The sequence below is a fragment of the Methylobacterium sp. E-005 genome (assembly GCF_022829725.1).
Lineage (GTDB): Bacteria > Pseudomonadota > Alphaproteobacteria > Rhizobiales > Beijerinckiaceae > Methylobacterium.
Genome location: NZ_JAKSYG010000155.1, coordinates 1 through 14,259, shown reverse-complemented (window position 1 = coordinate 14,259; position 14,259 = coordinate 1). Strand labels below are relative to the sequence as shown.

The window sequence follows — 14,259 nt, the reverse complement described above, 5'->3', positions numbered from 1 at the left end:
CGGGATCAGATGGGCGCGAGGCGCGACCATGGGAAGCGCGACCGGCGCGGGGGCGACCGGCTCGAGCGCCGCCACGACTGGCTCGGCTTCGACCTCGGACTCGATCTCGGCGGCGGCTTCGATCTCGGCCGGAGCCGGATCGGGCTGGGGTGCCAGCTTGCCCCGGAGCAGGACCGGGCGCGGGGTCATCGGAATCACCACCCGCTCGGCCTCGGCGCGCTCGGGACCGGACGCCACCGGTGCGGGCGCAGCCTCTTGCTGGACCGGCGGAACGGCCGGCGTGGGGGTCGGCTGGCCAGCCGCGCGGATCGCCGCCCGGGCCGCCATGGCGTTGAGCATCGGCGCGCGGCGCGGCGTTTCGGGCGCAGGGGCCGCCGGAGGCTCGGCCGCGGGGCTGCCGGGGCCGAAGACCAGCGACAGGCCGGCCGACGCCGGAGCCGACACTGGGGCGGCCGGCAGGAACGCGCTGCGGATCGCCGCGTCGGCGGCATCGCTCCGGGCGGGTTCGGACGCCTGCGTCCGGCCGTTATCCTGCCCGTCGGCGGGGCGCGGCGGCTGGTCGAACCGCACGAGCCGGTCCAGGACGTAGACCGGGCGCGGCGGCAGTGCGGCGACCTCAGGGGCGACCGGCGCCGGGGCGGGTTCGGGGGCCTGCGGCTCCAGCGCCGCCCAGGCCTCCACGGACGACCAATCGGCGCCACCGAACCAGGGCTGAACCCCCGACCAGTCCGGCAGGTCGGACCAGTCCTGGGCCGGGACCTCGGTTGGGGCGTCGATCGTCTCCGATTCGGCCACCGCCTCGAAACCGTCCTGTTGGGCGACAGCCTCCTGGATAGCCGGCTCCAGAACCGTCGTGGCGACCTCGACCGGGACGATCACGGCCGTCGAGGCTGACAGCTCCACCGCGGGCCGGACCGGGCGGCGGTCGGGCGTCCGGAAGAAGCGGACTCCCGGCGGGGCAACGAAGGGTTGGCGCCACAGGGGCACCACCTCGCCCTCGGGCGCGGGGCCGGACAGGACGTCCGCGGCAACGGCCTGCTCGGCCTGCATGTCGGCGATCCGTGCGCGCTCGGCCTGTTCCTGCTCCGCCTGCTCGCGGGCGGCCCGCTCGGTCTCCAGGGCGAGGGCGGCCGCCTGCGCCTCGGCGCGGGCCCGCTCCAGGGCGACGCGCTCGGCCTCCAGGGCGCGCTGGCGGCGCTCCTGCAGCACCGAATCGGGCGTGCGGGTGTAGCGTACCGCCGAGGGCGTCATGGCCGGATGCGGCGCGGCGACCGGGGCACCCGTCGGCGCGACGTCCAGGGCGTGATCGGGCGCGATGGCGGCGGGTCGGCGCGGCTGGCGCACCAGAACGCCCGGCGTGGAGGCGCTGCGGTCGATTCGGCTCTCGAAGACCGGAGCCTCCGGCGCATCGAGGCTGGCCCGATCGTCGAACACCTCATCCGGCCAGACGTGCTCGGGCGGGGTCGCGCGCGGACGCGTCGAACGCTCCTGCATATCGCGCCCGACCATCGCGGCCGGCGTCGTCAGCCAGCTCGGCTCCGCCCGGCGCGCGAGGGCACCATAGGCGGGCCGTACCGGAAGCCCGGCGGTCGACCCGGAGAGACGGCGGGTGAGGCTCACGCGGAGCGCCATCAGCCGGTGTGCCAGGGCTCCCAGGGAGAGGCCCGAGCGGTCGCCGCCGCGCACCGGGCGGGCGGGGTCACGGTGGGAGTACGGAGGCCGTCCCGATGCGCGCATGGGTTCTCGAACGATACTCGAAACAGGGATCCGCCGGTGCGCGGCGGGCTGCCCTGAGTTAGGCCATTCGTCGTTAATGGAGGCTTGCCGCGGGCCGATCTGGCGGCAACCATGTGGGCGTTTGGCGGCGCGATGGCGTGCTTCCGGACCGGGATGCGCGCGATGCGGGAGAGCCGCCGCGATCCGCTCAACCAGACCGCCTCGAAACAAATCGATCATGCGCGGACCAGCTGTCAGCGGTTATTCCCGCGGGCGGCCATGTCGTGTCCCGCTGCCGAGCTCCATATAAACGCGAAGCCCCCTCCCCCGGACAGGTGCCCGTGACCCAGCCGCCTTCCCCCTCTCCCGCCGATCCCCGGGGCCTCGGACCGGCCGGCTTCCGGTCCCTCTACCGCCACGGCTTCGCCCGGGTCGCGGCCTGCACGGGCCGCAGCCATCCGGCCGAGCCCACGCGCAACGCCGACGCGGTGCTCGCCCTCGCCCAGACCTGCCACGATTCGGGCGCGGCGCTGGCGGTCTTCACCGAACTCGGCCTCTCGGCCTACGCGATCGAGGATCTGTTGCTGCAGCAGACCCTGCTCGATGCCGTGGAGGAAGCCGCCGCCCGGGTGATCGCCGAATCGGCCTCCCTGCGCCCGCTGCTGCTCGTCGGCGCGCCGCTGCGCTGGCGTCACCGGATCTACAACTGCGCGCTGGCCATCCAGGGCGGGCGCCTGCTCGGCGTGGTTCCAAAGACCTTTCTGCCGAACTACCGGGAATTCTACGAGAAGCGCCATTTCGCCTCCGGCGCGGGGATCGTGGGCGAGACCATCCGGGTCGCGGGCGTCGATGCGCCCTTCGGGACCGACCTGCTGTTCCCGGCCGAGGACCTGCCGGGCCTCGTGGTCGGGGTCGAGATCTGCGAGGATCTGTGGGTGCCCGAGCCCCCGGGCATGCGCGCCGCGCTGGCCGGCGCCACGGTGCTGGCGAATCTCTCAGGCAGCCCGATCACGGTCGGCCGGGCGGAGTCGCGGGCGCTCCTGTCCCGGGCCGCCGCGATGCGGGGCGCCTGCGCGTATGTCTATGCCGCCGCCGGCCAGGGCGAATCGACCACCGACCTGTCCTGGGACGGTCAGACCAGCATCGACGAACTCGGCGTGCGCCTCGCCGAGGGCGAGCGCTTCCCGCAAGCGCCGGTCGCCACGATGGCCGATATCGACCTCGACCTGATCGCCCAGGAACGCCTCCAGGCCGGCAGCTTCGACGACGACGCGCGGCGTCACGCCCTCGCCTATCGCCGGGTGCCGTTCCGGCTGGACCCGCCGGGGGCGGATCTCGGCCTGATCCGGCGGATCGAGCGCTTCCCCTTCGTGCCGGCCGACCCGTCGCGCCTCGCGCAAGATTGCTTCGAGGCCTACAACATCCAGGTCTCCGGGCTCGCCAAGCGGCTGGAGGCCACCGGCACCCGCAAGGCCATCATCGGCGTGTCGGGCGGCCTCGATTCGACCCATGCGCTGATCGTGATCGCCAAGGCGTTCGACCGCCTGGGCTATCCGCGCTCCGACATCCTGGCCTACACGCTGCCGGGCTTCGCCACCTCGAACGCCACCAAGACCAACGCCCACGCCCTCATGAAGGCCTTGGGCTGCACGGCCGCCGAGATCGACATCCGCCCGGCCGCCAAGCAGATGCTCGCCGACATGAACCACCCCTTCGCCAGGGGCGAGGCGGTCTACGACGTGACCTTCGAGAACGTGCAGGCGGGCCTGCGCACCGATTACCTGTTCCGGCTCGCCAACCATGCGGGCGGCCTCGTGGTCGGCACCGGCGACCTCTCGGAGCTGGCGCTCGGCTGGTGCACCTACGGCGTCGGCGACCAGATGAGCCATTACGCGGTCAATGCCGGCGTGCCCAAGACCCTGATCCAGCACCTGATCCGCTGGGTGATCGGCAACGGCGAGGTCGGCCCCGAGGAGGCCCGCACCCTCCAGGCGATCCTCGACACCGAGATCTCCCCCGAGCTGGTGCCGATGGATCAGGATGACAGCCCGCAGAGCACGGAGGCCACGATCGGCCCCTACGCGCTGCAGGACTTCACCCTGTTCTACACGCTGCGCCACGGATTCCGGCCCTCGAAGATCGCCTTCCTGGCGCTGCACGCCTGGGGCGACAAGGAGCGCGGCTTCTGGGCGCCGGACTTCCCCGAGGCCAAGCGGGTCGCCTACGACCTCCCCGAGATCCGCCGCTGGCTTGGGGTGTTCCTGACCCGCTATTTCGGCTTCAGCCAGTTCAAGCGCTCGGCGCTCCCGAACGGCCCAAAAGTCTCGGCCGGCGGCTCCCTGTCGCCGCGGGGCGACTGGCGCGCGCCGTCCGACGGGTCGGCGCGGATCTGGATCGCGGAGCTCGAGCGAAACGTCCCCGAAACTTGACCGTCACAAACTCGACGGATTGTGCTATTATGAGCACGGTCAAGCCGATTCTTCGCAGCGCAAGATTACGCACTGGGAATATTCGGCTTTGAGGGCGGCCAGGCGGAGGACTTCGAATGCGAAGCTACAACCTGTTCCAGCTCAAGGGCGAGGAAGGCCTCTGCTGCGCGGTGCCGGAGGCGAGCACCGTTCCGCCCTTCATCGGCGCCGGCCGGTGGGTCTTCGGCGGCAAGCTGTGCGACGGCAGCCAGCAGCCCCGCGACTTCGACGACCGGGCCGCCGACACCGCGGTGCGGTTCAACGGGTTCTATCTGTTCCAGACCATGGACCGGCGCTTCATGGCGTGAGCGGGCGGCGGGTTCGCAGATTACCGTTTCCAGATTGAGGATGAGCCTGTCCGCTTCTCCCCCTCCCCCGCAAAGGGGGGAGGGAGACGCGCAGACGCGATAGCTGCCGCACCGCCCTCGGGCGAGAACATGTCTCTGCCCACATCTCTACCGGTATCCGCCCGCGAATTAGGCCCCGAGTCCCGTATCCCGGCGAAGATTCCTTAAGAGCTGGCATGCAGATTGAGTCGGATCGCCAGCCTTCCGGAGCCGCCCGATGTCGGAGCACCGCCGAGAGACGCGCCAGAGGGTCTTCCTCAAGGGCCGCATCGTCTTCAACAACGGATCGTCCAGCTTCGACTGCCTCGTGCGCGACATGTCCTCCTCCGGCGCGCGCCTGGTCATGAGCGACGCCGCAACGCTGCCGGAGGCGTTCGACCTCTACATCCCGCAGAAGGACCGTACCTACCGCGCAACCCTGCGCTGGCGGCGGGAGGACGGGATCGGCGTCATCTTCGAGGACCCCGCCCGGGCCCCGGCCCCATCGGCGCTCGATCCAGCCGCGTCCGAGGCCTCCGTGACCATGCTGCTGCGGCGCGTGAGCGAGTTGGAGACCGAGAACGCCGCCCTGCGCAGGCTGCTCGCCAGCATGGCCCAGGGCGATTCGGCGAGCGCGGCCTAACTTCTATCCCTGCGCTTCGAGCGCCGCGCGGATGCGCGCCGCGTGCTCGGCCAGGACCGTGTTGTCGGCCATGCCGCCCTCGTGGCGCTTCAAGGGCACGCCCTCGCGCCGCGGGATGACGTGGACGTGCAGGTGGAACACGGTCTGGCCGCCGGCCGGCTCGTTGAACTGGAACAGGGTCAGCCCGTCCGCCTGGAACGCCGCCTTCACGGCCCGGGCGACGCGCTGGACGCTCGCCATCAGCGCCGCGAGCGATTCGGGTTCGGCATCGAGCAGGCCCCGGGCCGGCGCCTTCGGGATCACCAGGGTATGGCCCTCGCCCTGGGGCATCACATCCATGAAGGCCAGCGTCTGCGCGTCTTCGTAGACGCGGTGGCAGGGGATCTCACCGCGCAGGATCTTGGCGAAGATGTTGTCGGGGTCGTAATGCGCGTCGGCCATGCCGCCTCCGGAGATCCTTGAGCGGCGACAGGTTGCACGGGCCGCCCGGCCGCGTCCACATGGGAACCCGCCGCCCCCGAGATGCTTGCACCGCCGCGGTCGGAGCGGATCGGCGTGTAGAGGTTACCGGATGGCGCACGAGAGCACGGGGGCGATCTATGCGGCGGCGGGTGCCAACCTCGCCATCGCGACGGCGAAATTCATCGGCTGGGCGCTGACCGGCTCGACCGCGATGCTCGCCGAAGGGGTGCACTCGGTGGTCGATACGGCCAATCAGGTGCTGCTGCTCGTCGGCATGAAGCGGTCCGAGCGGCCGGCCGATGACCGCCACCCGTTCGGCTACGGCCGCGAGATCTACTTCTACGCCTTCGTGGTCGCGCTGATGATCTTCCTCGGTGGCGGCGTCTTCGCGGTCTACGAGGGGATCGAGCGGGTCCGCCACCCCGAGCCGGATGTGGATGCCGAACTCTTCGGCTACCGGCTGCCCGGAATCTGGGTGAACGTCGCGATCCTCGGCTTCGCCATCGCGGCCGAGGGCACCTCGTTCTTCGTGGCGATGCGGCAATTCTGGTCCGAGAAGGGCAAGCACTCGGCGGTGCGGGCGATCCGGCGCAGCAAGGACCCGACCCTGTTCACGGTGCTGGCCGAAGACACGGCCGCGCTGATCGGCCTCGTGATCGCCCTGGCGGGCGTCGCGGCCAGCCACCTCCTCGACATGCCGAGCCTCGACGGCTGGGCCTCCGTGGGAATCGGCCTCGTGCTGATCGGGATGGCGGGCTTCCTGATGATCGAGACCCACGGCCTGCTGATCGGCGAGGCGGCCGATCCCGAGATCATCGCGGCGATCTCGGAGCTGGCCCGGGCCGAGCCGGGGGTGCTCCACGTCAACGAGGTGCTCACCCAGCATCTCGGCCCCTCCGACATCCTGGTCAATCTCAGCATCGACATGGCCGACGACCTCAGCGCGGGCGAGGTCGAAAGCCTCGTGACCCGCCTCGACCGGGCGCTGAAGGAGCGTAATCCGGACGTGACCCGGGTGTTCATCGAGATCCAGCAGCAGGGGGATCACGTGGTGCGGCGGGCGGCGTGAGGAGGTTTCACGGCGGCCCCCTTGGATCTGGCACCCTGTCCGTTGCCGGGCGCATGAAGCGAAAATGGCATGCGGTGCGGGAGCCCGCCTAAGACAGTGCCGCGCAAGCGGCACCGTTTGGGTGCGGCGGACGCTTCGCAACGTCTCGTGGCAGATCCCGGATCAGGTTCCGCGATTGCTCACCTGTCCGGGACGGGGCGCCTGAACAAACCCGCCACGAACCGCAGCCGAGGCCACCGTGCATCCGGACGATGCGCCCAACCCTGCGGCGACGATCAAGCCGGTGCGCCAGACCGCCGGAGCCGTAGTCGCGACAAGGCCCCTTGCCGAGCCTGTTGCGGCCATTCGCCAAGCCGCCCTAGCGACGGATAAGCGGGCTCCGCAAGCTCCTTTGACCCGCGGGGAACGCGACACGCTCTGGGGGCCATAATCGTCGTCACACCATCCACTGAGCCGAGCCCCGGCTCAGGCCTCACCTGAGCCGATCTCGCCTCACGCGCTCCGCCCCACCTGCTTCAGGCTCAGCGCCCAGACGCGCTCCTGAACGGCCTCGTCGCGGCTCTCCGCCGAGGAGGTCTTCGGCTTCGAATGGGAGAAGTAGCGGCCGGTGACGCCGTCGAGTTCCGGCGCGCTCGCCACATGGAGCGAGGTCTGTGCGCCCTTCTCGGGCGTGGTCAGGAACGGCCGCATCAGCGACCACGCGGTGCCGAACAGGCCGCCGGTGTTCTTGGCGAAGCCCGTGTTGATCACCCCCGGATGCAGGGCATTGACGGTGATGCCGTCCGGGCGCAGCCGCCGGGCGAGGGCGTAGGTGAACAGCACGTTTCCGAGCTTGGCCTGGGCATAAGCCCGCATCGCCCCGTAGCGCCGCGCGCCCTCGATGTCGTCGAAATCGATGTGCCCCCGGTAATGGGCCGCGGAGGCGACGTTGACGATGCGCGGCTTGCCGCCCACCGCCGCCGAGGCCTTGAGGGTGTCGAGGAGTTCCAACGTCAGCAGCACGTAGCCCAGGTGATCGAGCGCCCAGGTGCGCTCGATCCCGTCGGCGGTGAGGGTCCGGCGGTCGAAGATCGCCCCGGCATTGTTCACCAGCCCATCAAGCCGCGGATAGGCCGCACGCAGGGTCCCGGCGAGCCGCCGGATCCCGGCCTGGGCCGACAGGTCGGCCACGTGCGGATCGACCGCCGCGCCAGGCACTGCGGCGCGGATCCGCTCGGCGCTGGCCCGGGTCTTCCCAGGATCGCGCCCGACGATGGCGACCCGCGCGCCCAGGCGCGCGAGGCCGAGCGCCGTTTCGTAGCCGATGCCGTTGGTCGCCCCGGTGACGAGGCAGACCTTGCCGCGCATCACGCCGGCCTCAGAAGACCGCTTGGCCGACCGCGAAGGCGATGACCACGATCACGATGGCGATCAGCAGGAACAGGCCGAACAGGATCCGGGCGAGCGAACCGGCGCCCGAGGCGATCCCCGTGAAGCCGAGGCCGCCGGCGATCAGGGAGATCACGAAGCAGATGAGGGCCCATTTCAGCAGCGTCATGGCATCACTCCACAGGGGCCCAACCGCGGGCCGAGGTTTCTTGGCCTCAACCGGCGCCAAGCGAGACCGTTCCGCCGCCCCCGCCGGAGCCGCTTTTTTTCTTAAGACGGATCAGGCGGTCTTGGCCACCGGTTGCGCCGGCACGTCGGCGCGCTCCAGCATGATCTCGGCGAGCGTGTGATAGAGCCCGCCCCGGCAGACCGCCTTCGAGGCCGCATCGGAGACCAGGGCGGCCACCATCAGCGGGATCATCATCGCGTGGTTCTGGGTCATCTCGGTGACGATGACGAAGCTGGTGATCGGCGCCTGGAGCACGCCGGTGAGGTAGGCCACCATGCCGATCAGCACGAGGGCGCCCACGGGTATCTCGGGCAGGAGACCATGGACCGCGCCGCCCAGGCCGGCTCCGACCGCCAGCGACGGTGCGAACAGCCCGCCCGGGATGCCGCTGATCGAGCTCAGCACCGTGGCGGCGAATTTGAGCGGCGCGTAGAACCAGCCCGCTGCCGCGTCGCCATGGAGAATATTCCGGGCCTCCTCATAGCCGGTGCCATAGGCCGCCCCGTTGGAGGCGAGGCCGCACAGGGCGACGCATAGCCCGCAGATGGCCGCGAACACCACCGGCCGCGCCCGGATCAGGCGGCCGACCCGCCCGGGCAGGCCCCGGGCGAACAGGATCACGATGCGGCTGAACAGCCCGCCTGCGAGCCCGCCGATCAGGGCGATCACCAGCACGATCCAGCTCGCGGCGAACGGCAGCTCGGCCTGGGTGGTACCGAAATAGGTGTAATTGCCCAGCAGCCACAGGGAGGTCAGGCCCGCCGCCACGATGCCGGCCACGATCAGACCGGAGGAGCGCGCCTCGTAGGCCCGACCCAGCTCCTCGATGCCGAACACGATGCCGGCGAGCGGGGTGTTGAAGGCCGCCGCGACGCCGGCCGCGCCGCCCGCCAGCAGCAGGCCCGGCAGGCGGTCCGGCGTGAGCCGACCGAAGGCCGCCATGATGGCGGCGCCGACCTGCACGGTCGGCCCCTCGCGGCCCGCGGAGGCGCCACAGAACAGGCCGAGGAACAGCATCAGCACCTTGCCGAGGGCCACCCGGGGGGAGATCAGCGAGAACCGGAAGCGCGCGTCCCGGGCGTGCCGGGCGGCGATCACCTGCGGGATGCCCGAGCCTTGCGAGTTCGGGAACACCGTGCGGGCGAGCAGCGCGGCGAGCGCGAAGCCTGCCGGCGTCAGCACCAGGGCGATGAGCGGGGAGACCGCGATGAGCCGCCGGAACCCGTCCTGGGCGAGGTCCGCCCCCTTGGCCATCAGCACGGCGGCGAGACCGACGCAGATGCCCCCCGCCAGGAACAGCAGCCGCCCGCGCCAGAGCGGATAGGCCTCCAGCGAGGCGGAACGCAGGCGCATGATCGAGCGGCGGTAGCGGGAGCGCCGCGGGCGGGGGGAGCCGGTCGTTACCCGCGCGTCGTCCCGTGTGTCCACCATGATCGAGCAACTGTATCCGTACCGCCGGAACGGACGCTATACCGCACTTGGACGAGAATGGCCCAGGTCGTGTGTCCGTCCCGCCGGATCAGGCCGCGCGGACGGTGGCCAGGAAGTGTCCGACCTCGGCGGCGAGGCGCTCGGATTGGAGGGACAGCTCCGAGGCGGCGCCGAGAACGGCGACAGCCGCCGCCCCCGTCTCCTCTGCGGCATCGGCGACGCCCGCGATGTTGCCGGTCACGTCGCCGGTGCCTGACGCGGCCTGGCTCACGTTCCGCACGATCTCCTGCGTGGCCGCACCCTGCTCCTCCACCGCGGCCGCGATCGACGTCGCCACGTCGCTGATCTCCCGGATGCGCCCCGTGATGCCCGCGATCGACGTGACCGCCTGCCCGGTCGAGCCCTGGATCCGCAGGATCTGTCCCGAGATCTCGTGCGTGGCCCTGGCGGTCTGCTCGGCCAACGCCTTCACCTCGGAGGCGACGACGGCAAACCCCCGCCCCGCCGCCCCGGCGCGGGCGGCCTCGATGGTGGCGTTGAGGGCCAGCAGATTGGTCTGCCCCGCGATCGACGCGATCAGCCCGGCCACGTCGCCGATGCGGGCCACGGCCGCGCTGAGATCCTGCACACGGGCGCCGGCCTCGTCGGCCTCGCCGACCGCGAGATGCGCGAGACTGGCCGAGCCCTGCACCTGCCGCCCGATCTCCTGGACCGAGGAGCCGAGTTCCTCGGCAGCCGCCGCTACGGTGCCGACGTTGGAGGCGGCCTCCTCGGCCGCCACGGCGACCATCGTGGATTGTTGCGCGGTTGCGCTGGCGGTCAGCGTCATCTTCTGGGCGGTCGCCTGCAGCGCCGTGGCCGATGCCGAGACGAGCCCGACAATGGCGCCGACCGCACCCTCGAAGGTGTCGGCCATCTGGCGCATCCCGATCCGGCGCTGCTCCTCCGCGGCGCGGCGTGCCTGGACGGTCTCGCTCTCCAAGGCCCGCGTGCGGAGCAGGTTGGTCTTGAAGACATGCACGGCGTCGGTCATGCGGCCGATCTCGTCGGCCCGCGCGGCCTTCGGTACGGCCCGGTCGAGATCGCCCGAAGCCAAGCCCTCCATGGCCCCGGTCAATGCGCCGATCGGGCGTGCCACGCCGCGGCCGATCAGCATCGCCAGGAACGCGATGGCGGCCGCCGCGACCGCGGCGCCGGCGAGGAGCGTCACCAGGGTGGGGCGCAGCTGGGCGGCGGTGTCATCCGCATAGATGCCGGTTCCAATGATCCAGCCCCAGGGCGCGAAGCCCTGGACGTAGGAGATCTTGGCGACCGGCACATCGACACCGGGCTTCGGCCACAGGTAGGGGACGAGGCCGCCACCGGACCGCTTCACCTGCTCGACCATGTCGATGAAGAGGTGCCGACCCTTCGCATCCGTGATCCCGGCAATATCCTTGCCGATGAGGTCCACCTTCGGATGCAGCACCATGCGAGGCTGCATATCCTGAATCCAGAAATACTCGTTGCCCGCGTAATGGAGCCCCCGGACCGCCGTGACCGCGGCCTGCTGGGCTGTCGCGCGACTCATGCGGCCTGCCCGCTCCTCGCCCTCGAAATACGTGAGGACGCCGTGGGCGGTCTCGACGAGGTTGCGCGTCTGCAACGCGCGCGCCTCGGTGACCGCCTCCGACAAACCCCAGACGGATAGGCCGATCAGGGCGGCCATGCCGAGGAGAGCAACGCAGGTGATGCCCTGGATGCGGGCGCCGATGCGGACGGTCATAGGGTGTCTGTCATCCTTCGCTCCGGAAGCCGGAACGGGGGCGGGTCGAAGATCGGGGCCGGACCATGTGGGGGAACTGCAGGCGAGCTCGGCAGCGACACATGGATATGACTAGTGTCGTAGTATAACTCCGATTAATGAAGGTTGAATCCGTACGAATATTCGATTATTTCCATACGTAAACTAACAAACTATCATGGATCAAATCATATCACCCATAGGTTGCATTTCGGGTTCAAGGACCTGTGGTTCCCGAGGCGCTGAGCACAGGCCGCGCTGCCGATCACGCCGGAGATCGGCTCCGCGTGGGGCAATCGCCTTGATCGGGCGCCAGGACGCAGTTGTCAGCCGCGTTCCGAGCGGCGTGATGAAGGGCCCCGCAGAGGGAGCGACGGGTCTCTGGCGGCATGCGACCCCAGTCCTGCCGTCGTGACAGGGGGCAGGCGGGAGGCGCCGCTTCCCGGCCGGGGTGGACGCCTGCGTCCGACATGACCGGCGAGGCTTTTCGCCATGCTGGGCCGAAGCTTGCTCGCCGGGGGCCGCCGCTGTCGGCGCCACTGTGGGCACCACCCCGTTCCGGCCCGCCCGGCCCGCGCTCGCGCAGAACGAGCGCCCGCGGACCCCGCGCTTCGTGCCGCAGGCGGATGTCACGGTTCTCGATCCCCTCACGACCTCCGCCTCCGTGACGCGCAACCGAGTGCTGCAGGAGTTCGATCAGCGGTTCGGCAGGGACGGCGATCTGCAGGACGCGGTCAGGAACCTGTCCGTGTTCTGGAACGTGCGGCGGCTGTCTTGATGAGCGGCGGCCGCCCTCACCCCTCCGCGGCGCAGAGCTTCTCCACCGCCTTCACGTAAGCCTTTGCGTCGAACCTCTTCAGCGAGTTCTCGCTCTGGTAGCGGACGGTCCCAAAGACCTTCCGTTTCTGCCAGGGGCGGTCGTGCAGGCCGTACACCCAGGCGACGTTGGTGAAGGAATTCGCGTCGCGTCCATCGAGGAAGTAGCGATTGTTGATCCGGAGCGTGCGGGCGAACCCCTCCTCCGGCGAGGGTGACCATTCGAGGATCTTCTTGCCCCAGTACATCCGCAGCTGGTTGTGCATGTAGCCGGTCTCACGCATCTCCTGCATCGCGGCGTTCCAGTAGCGGTCATGGGTCTCGCCGGCGGCCAGTTGCTCCTCGGAATAGGCGTGCGGGCGCTCGTCCTTCGCGTGTTCGGCCAGCGTCTTGCGGGCCCATTCGGGCACCGCCGCCGCGTAGGAATCGTAGCCCTCCGTGTAGAAGACGTGGTTCATGGCGAGTTCGCGCCGGACGATCAGCTCCTCCAGGTAGGCGCCGCGGTCGTCATCGTCGCCGATCTCGGCTTCGCGCACCGCCAGGGCGATCTCCACGGGCGAGATCTGGCCGAAATGCAGGTAGGGGCTCATATGCGAGGCGGCGGCCGCCTCCGGCATGTTGCGGTCCGCGCCGTAGCCCGCAAAACCGTCCTTGAGGAAGGCCTTCAGGCGCTTGCGGGCCTCGGTCTCGCCGCCGATGAAGCGCTTCACCGGCCCCACCACCCGGTCGAGCGTCATCCCGGCGAGCACCGCCTCGGGATCCGAGACATCGATGGCGCTCTCGAGCTTGAGCTTGCCGGCGGCGTGCCTGGGCTTGCGCGGCTTCAGCTCGGCGATGAACGGATCCCACAATCGATTCAGCTTCGGCCGCAGGGTCCGGGCGGCGTATTCGTGCTTCTTCGAGGCGATCTCGACCGGCACCACCACATCGCCCTCGACCTGGACGATCCGGCTCTTCACCGCCTCGGTAATCTCCGCGTACCAGCCCTTCTGGATGGCGAGGTAGCCACGGTCGAGGACGAGGAGCGCCGCATCCCTGGCGAGGTCGACGGCGACCTTGGCGGGCGAGGCCTTGCGCATGACGAAGCCGATGCCCCGCTTCTCCAGGCCGGCCTTCGCATCCGCGAGACCCTGGAGCAGGAAGGCGTAGTGCCGGGCGTTGGCCTCGGGAAAGCCGCTGGCCCCGTCCAGCAGGCCGAAGCAGGCGACGACCGGCAGATCCAGGCGGTTCGCCTCCTCGATGGCGTATTCGAGGGCCGGGTTGAACGTCGCCCGATTGGCCTGTTGCAGGAGATAGAGCACGTAAGCCCCGTCCGCGCGCGGCTCGACATCGTTGAGAACCCGAATTCGCTCACCCTGGATCGCCATGCCCACCCTGATCCCTGCTTCGCGCTGCGTTGTTGAGACTTGGCCGGAGAGCTAGCGCGAACCGCGTCCTCGTCTCTCCACGGCGTGAACACGGCCGGGCGCAGTCGAGCGGCGCGGCCAGAACGGGGATCGACAGCTCAAACATACGTTTCGTCAGCGACTTACCGGCCGATCGACCCGTGCTTGACGGGGGAATTCTTGTCTCGGCGCCACGTCATGCGCCTGCGGCATTTTCAACACAGCGTCTCGCAGATGCGTGTGCGCCCGCACGAAAGGACAGCGGTGCTGTCCTGACGACCTTGAAAAATTCACCCCGAAGCGCAGATTGTGCAGCGCGGGACAGCGATGGCGTCGCGGTCCTGCAGCCCTTCTTGGGCGTTTCCTCCCTAGACTTCGGGCCGCTCCCTCGTGGAGTGGCCTTTTTTCTGTCCGCCCCTTGGGCAGGCCTCCTCTGTCACCGAAGCCCGCCCCGACCGGCTGGATCCCGCCGGATCGGGGCGGCATGCTGGGGCGGAGCGCCGGGACAGGCGCGGGAGGATACGCCCCGATGATCTCGACCAGGATCTCTGCCACGCTGCCGG

The 14,259-nt window shown here is 70.1% G+C and carries 11 protein-coding genes and 1 pseudogene; 5 read left to right on the top strand and 7 right to left on the bottom strand.

Annotation, left to right across the window (positions count from 1 at the left end; genetic code table 11):
• A pseudogene (locus MKK88_RS17000) lies at positions 1 to 1,737 on the bottom strand (DNA translocase FtsK); the annotation flags it as partial.
• 320 nt (positions 1,738 to 2,057) lie between these two features.
• Between MKK88_RS17000 and MKK88_RS16995 the strand changes: the two are divergent.
• The 3 genes from MKK88_RS16995 (at position 2,058) to MKK88_RS16985 (ending at position 5,153) form a co-directional block, all read left to right on the top strand.
• Positions 2,058 to 4,145 (top strand): NAD(+) synthase, encoded by a 2,088-nt coding sequence (locus tag MKK88_RS16995; protein ID WP_244001697.1) that lies wholly within the window; start codon positions 2,058 to 2,060, stop codon positions 4,143 to 4,145.
• 116 nt (positions 4,146 to 4,261) lie between these two features.
• Positions 4,262 to 4,492 carry a hypothetical protein gene (locus MKK88_RS16990; protein WP_244001695.1) on the top strand — a complete coding sequence of 77 codons (231 nt, stop codon included), beginning with the start codon at positions 4,262 to 4,264 and terminating at the stop codon, positions 4,490 to 4,492.
• Between the two features lie 256 nt (positions 4,493 to 4,748).
• Complete coding sequence (locus MKK88_RS16985; protein ID WP_244001693.1) at positions 4,749 to 5,153, top strand: PilZ domain-containing protein; 405 nt, start codon at positions 4,749 to 4,751, stop codon at positions 5,151 to 5,153.
• A gap of 3 nt (positions 5,154 to 5,156) precedes the next feature.
• Here the strand turns inward: MKK88_RS16985 and MKK88_RS16980 are convergent, their stop codons facing one another.
• Positions 5,157 to 5,594, bottom strand: a complete 438-nt coding sequence (locus tag MKK88_RS16980) for an HIT family protein (RefSeq protein ID WP_244001691.1) — start codon at positions 5,592 to 5,594, stop codon at positions 5,157 to 5,159.
• Positions 5,595 to 5,724: 130 nt separating this feature from the next.
• On the opposite strand from MKK88_RS16980, the gene MKK88_RS16975 reads away from it, so the two are divergent.
• Positions 5,725 to 6,684 carry a cation diffusion facilitator family transporter gene (locus MKK88_RS16975; protein WP_244001689.1) on the top strand — a complete coding sequence of 320 codons (960 nt, stop codon included), beginning with the start codon at positions 5,725 to 5,727 and terminating at the stop codon, positions 6,682 to 6,684.
• Positions 6,685 to 7,176: 492 nt separating this feature from the next.
• Here the strand turns inward: MKK88_RS16975 and MKK88_RS16970 are convergent, their stop codons facing one another.
• The 4 genes from MKK88_RS16970 to MKK88_RS16955 all read right to left on the bottom strand — a co-directional run bounded on the left by MKK88_RS16970 (position 7,177) and on the right by MKK88_RS16955 (position 11,477).
• Positions 7,177 to 8,031, bottom strand: a complete 855-nt coding sequence (locus MKK88_RS16970) for an SDR family oxidoreductase (protein ID WP_244001687.1) — start codon at positions 8,029 to 8,031, stop codon at positions 7,177 to 7,179.
• 10 nt (positions 8,032 to 8,041) lie between these two features.
• The gene (locus MKK88_RS16965) at positions 8,042 to 8,221 is read right to left on the bottom strand and encodes a DUF1328 domain-containing protein (protein WP_010685332.1); all 180 of its coding nucleotides are present in this window, start codon (positions 8,219 to 8,221) and stop codon (positions 8,042 to 8,044) included.
• 111 nt (positions 8,222 to 8,332) lie between these two features.
• The gene (locus MKK88_RS16960; protein WP_244001685.1) at positions 8,333 to 9,712 is read right to left on the bottom strand and encodes a chloride channel protein; all 1,380 of its coding nucleotides are present in this window, start codon (positions 9,710 to 9,712) and stop codon (positions 8,333 to 8,335) included.
• Between the two features lie 88 nt (positions 9,713 to 9,800).
• Positions 9,801 to 11,477, bottom strand: coding sequence for a methyl-accepting chemotaxis protein (locus MKK88_RS16955; protein ID WP_244001683.1), 1,677 nt, complete (start codon positions 11,475 to 11,477; stop codon positions 9,801 to 9,803).
• A 559-nt stretch (positions 11,478 to 12,036) separates the two neighbouring features.
• Here MKK88_RS16955 and MKK88_RS16950 point away from each other — a divergent pair.
• Positions 12,037 to 12,273 carry a hypothetical protein gene (locus tag MKK88_RS16950; protein ID WP_244001681.1) on the top strand — a complete coding sequence of 79 codons (237 nt, stop codon included), beginning with the start codon at positions 12,037 to 12,039 and terminating at the stop codon, positions 12,271 to 12,273.
• Positions 12,274 to 12,289: 16 nt separating this feature from the next.
• Here MKK88_RS16950 and MKK88_RS16945 read toward each other — a convergent pair whose 3' ends face one another.
• A complete protein-coding gene (locus MKK88_RS16945; RefSeq protein WP_244001679.1) occupies positions 12,290 to 13,678 on the bottom strand; it encodes a deoxyribodipyrimidine photo-lyase in 1,389 nt (462 codons plus the stop codon).
• Positions 13,679 to 14,259 lie beyond the last annotated feature (581 nt).

Excerpts from the sequence above, each read along its gene's own strand:
- MKK88_RS16990 (WP_244001695.1), top strand. The coding sequence starts at position 4,262 with ATGCGAAGCTACAACCTGTTCCAGCTCAAGGGCGAGGAAGGCCTCTGC.
- MKK88_RS16985 (WP_244001693.1), top strand. The coding sequence starts at position 4,749 with ATGTCGGAGCACCGCCGAGAGACGCGCCAGAGGGTCTTCCTCAAGGGC.
- MKK88_RS16980 (WP_244001691.1), bottom strand. The coding sequence starts at position 5,594 with ATGGCCGACGCGCATTACGACCCCGACAACATCTTCGCCAAGATCCTG.
- MKK88_RS16975 (WP_244001689.1), top strand. The coding sequence starts at position 5,725 with ATGGCGCACGAGAGCACGGGGGCGATCTATGCGGCGGCGGGTGCCAAC.
- MKK88_RS16970 (WP_244001687.1), bottom strand. The coding sequence starts at position 8,031 with ATGCGCGGCAAGGTCTGCCTCGTCACCGGGGCGACCAACGGCATCGGC.
- MKK88_RS16965 (WP_010685332.1), bottom strand. The coding sequence starts at position 8,221 with ATGACGCTGCTGAAATGGGCCCTCATCTGCTTCGTGATCTCCCTGATC.
- MKK88_RS16960 (WP_244001685.1), bottom strand. The coding sequence starts at position 9,712 with ATGGTGGACACACGGGACGACGCGCGGGTAACGACCGGCTCCCCCCGC.
- MKK88_RS16955 (WP_244001683.1), bottom strand. The coding sequence starts at position 11,477 with ATGACCGTCCGCATCGGCGCCCGCATCCAGGGCATCACCTGCGTTGCT.
- MKK88_RS16945 (WP_244001679.1), bottom strand. The coding sequence starts at position 13,678 with ATGGCGATCCAGGGTGAGCGAATTCGGGTTCTCAACGATGTCGAGCCG.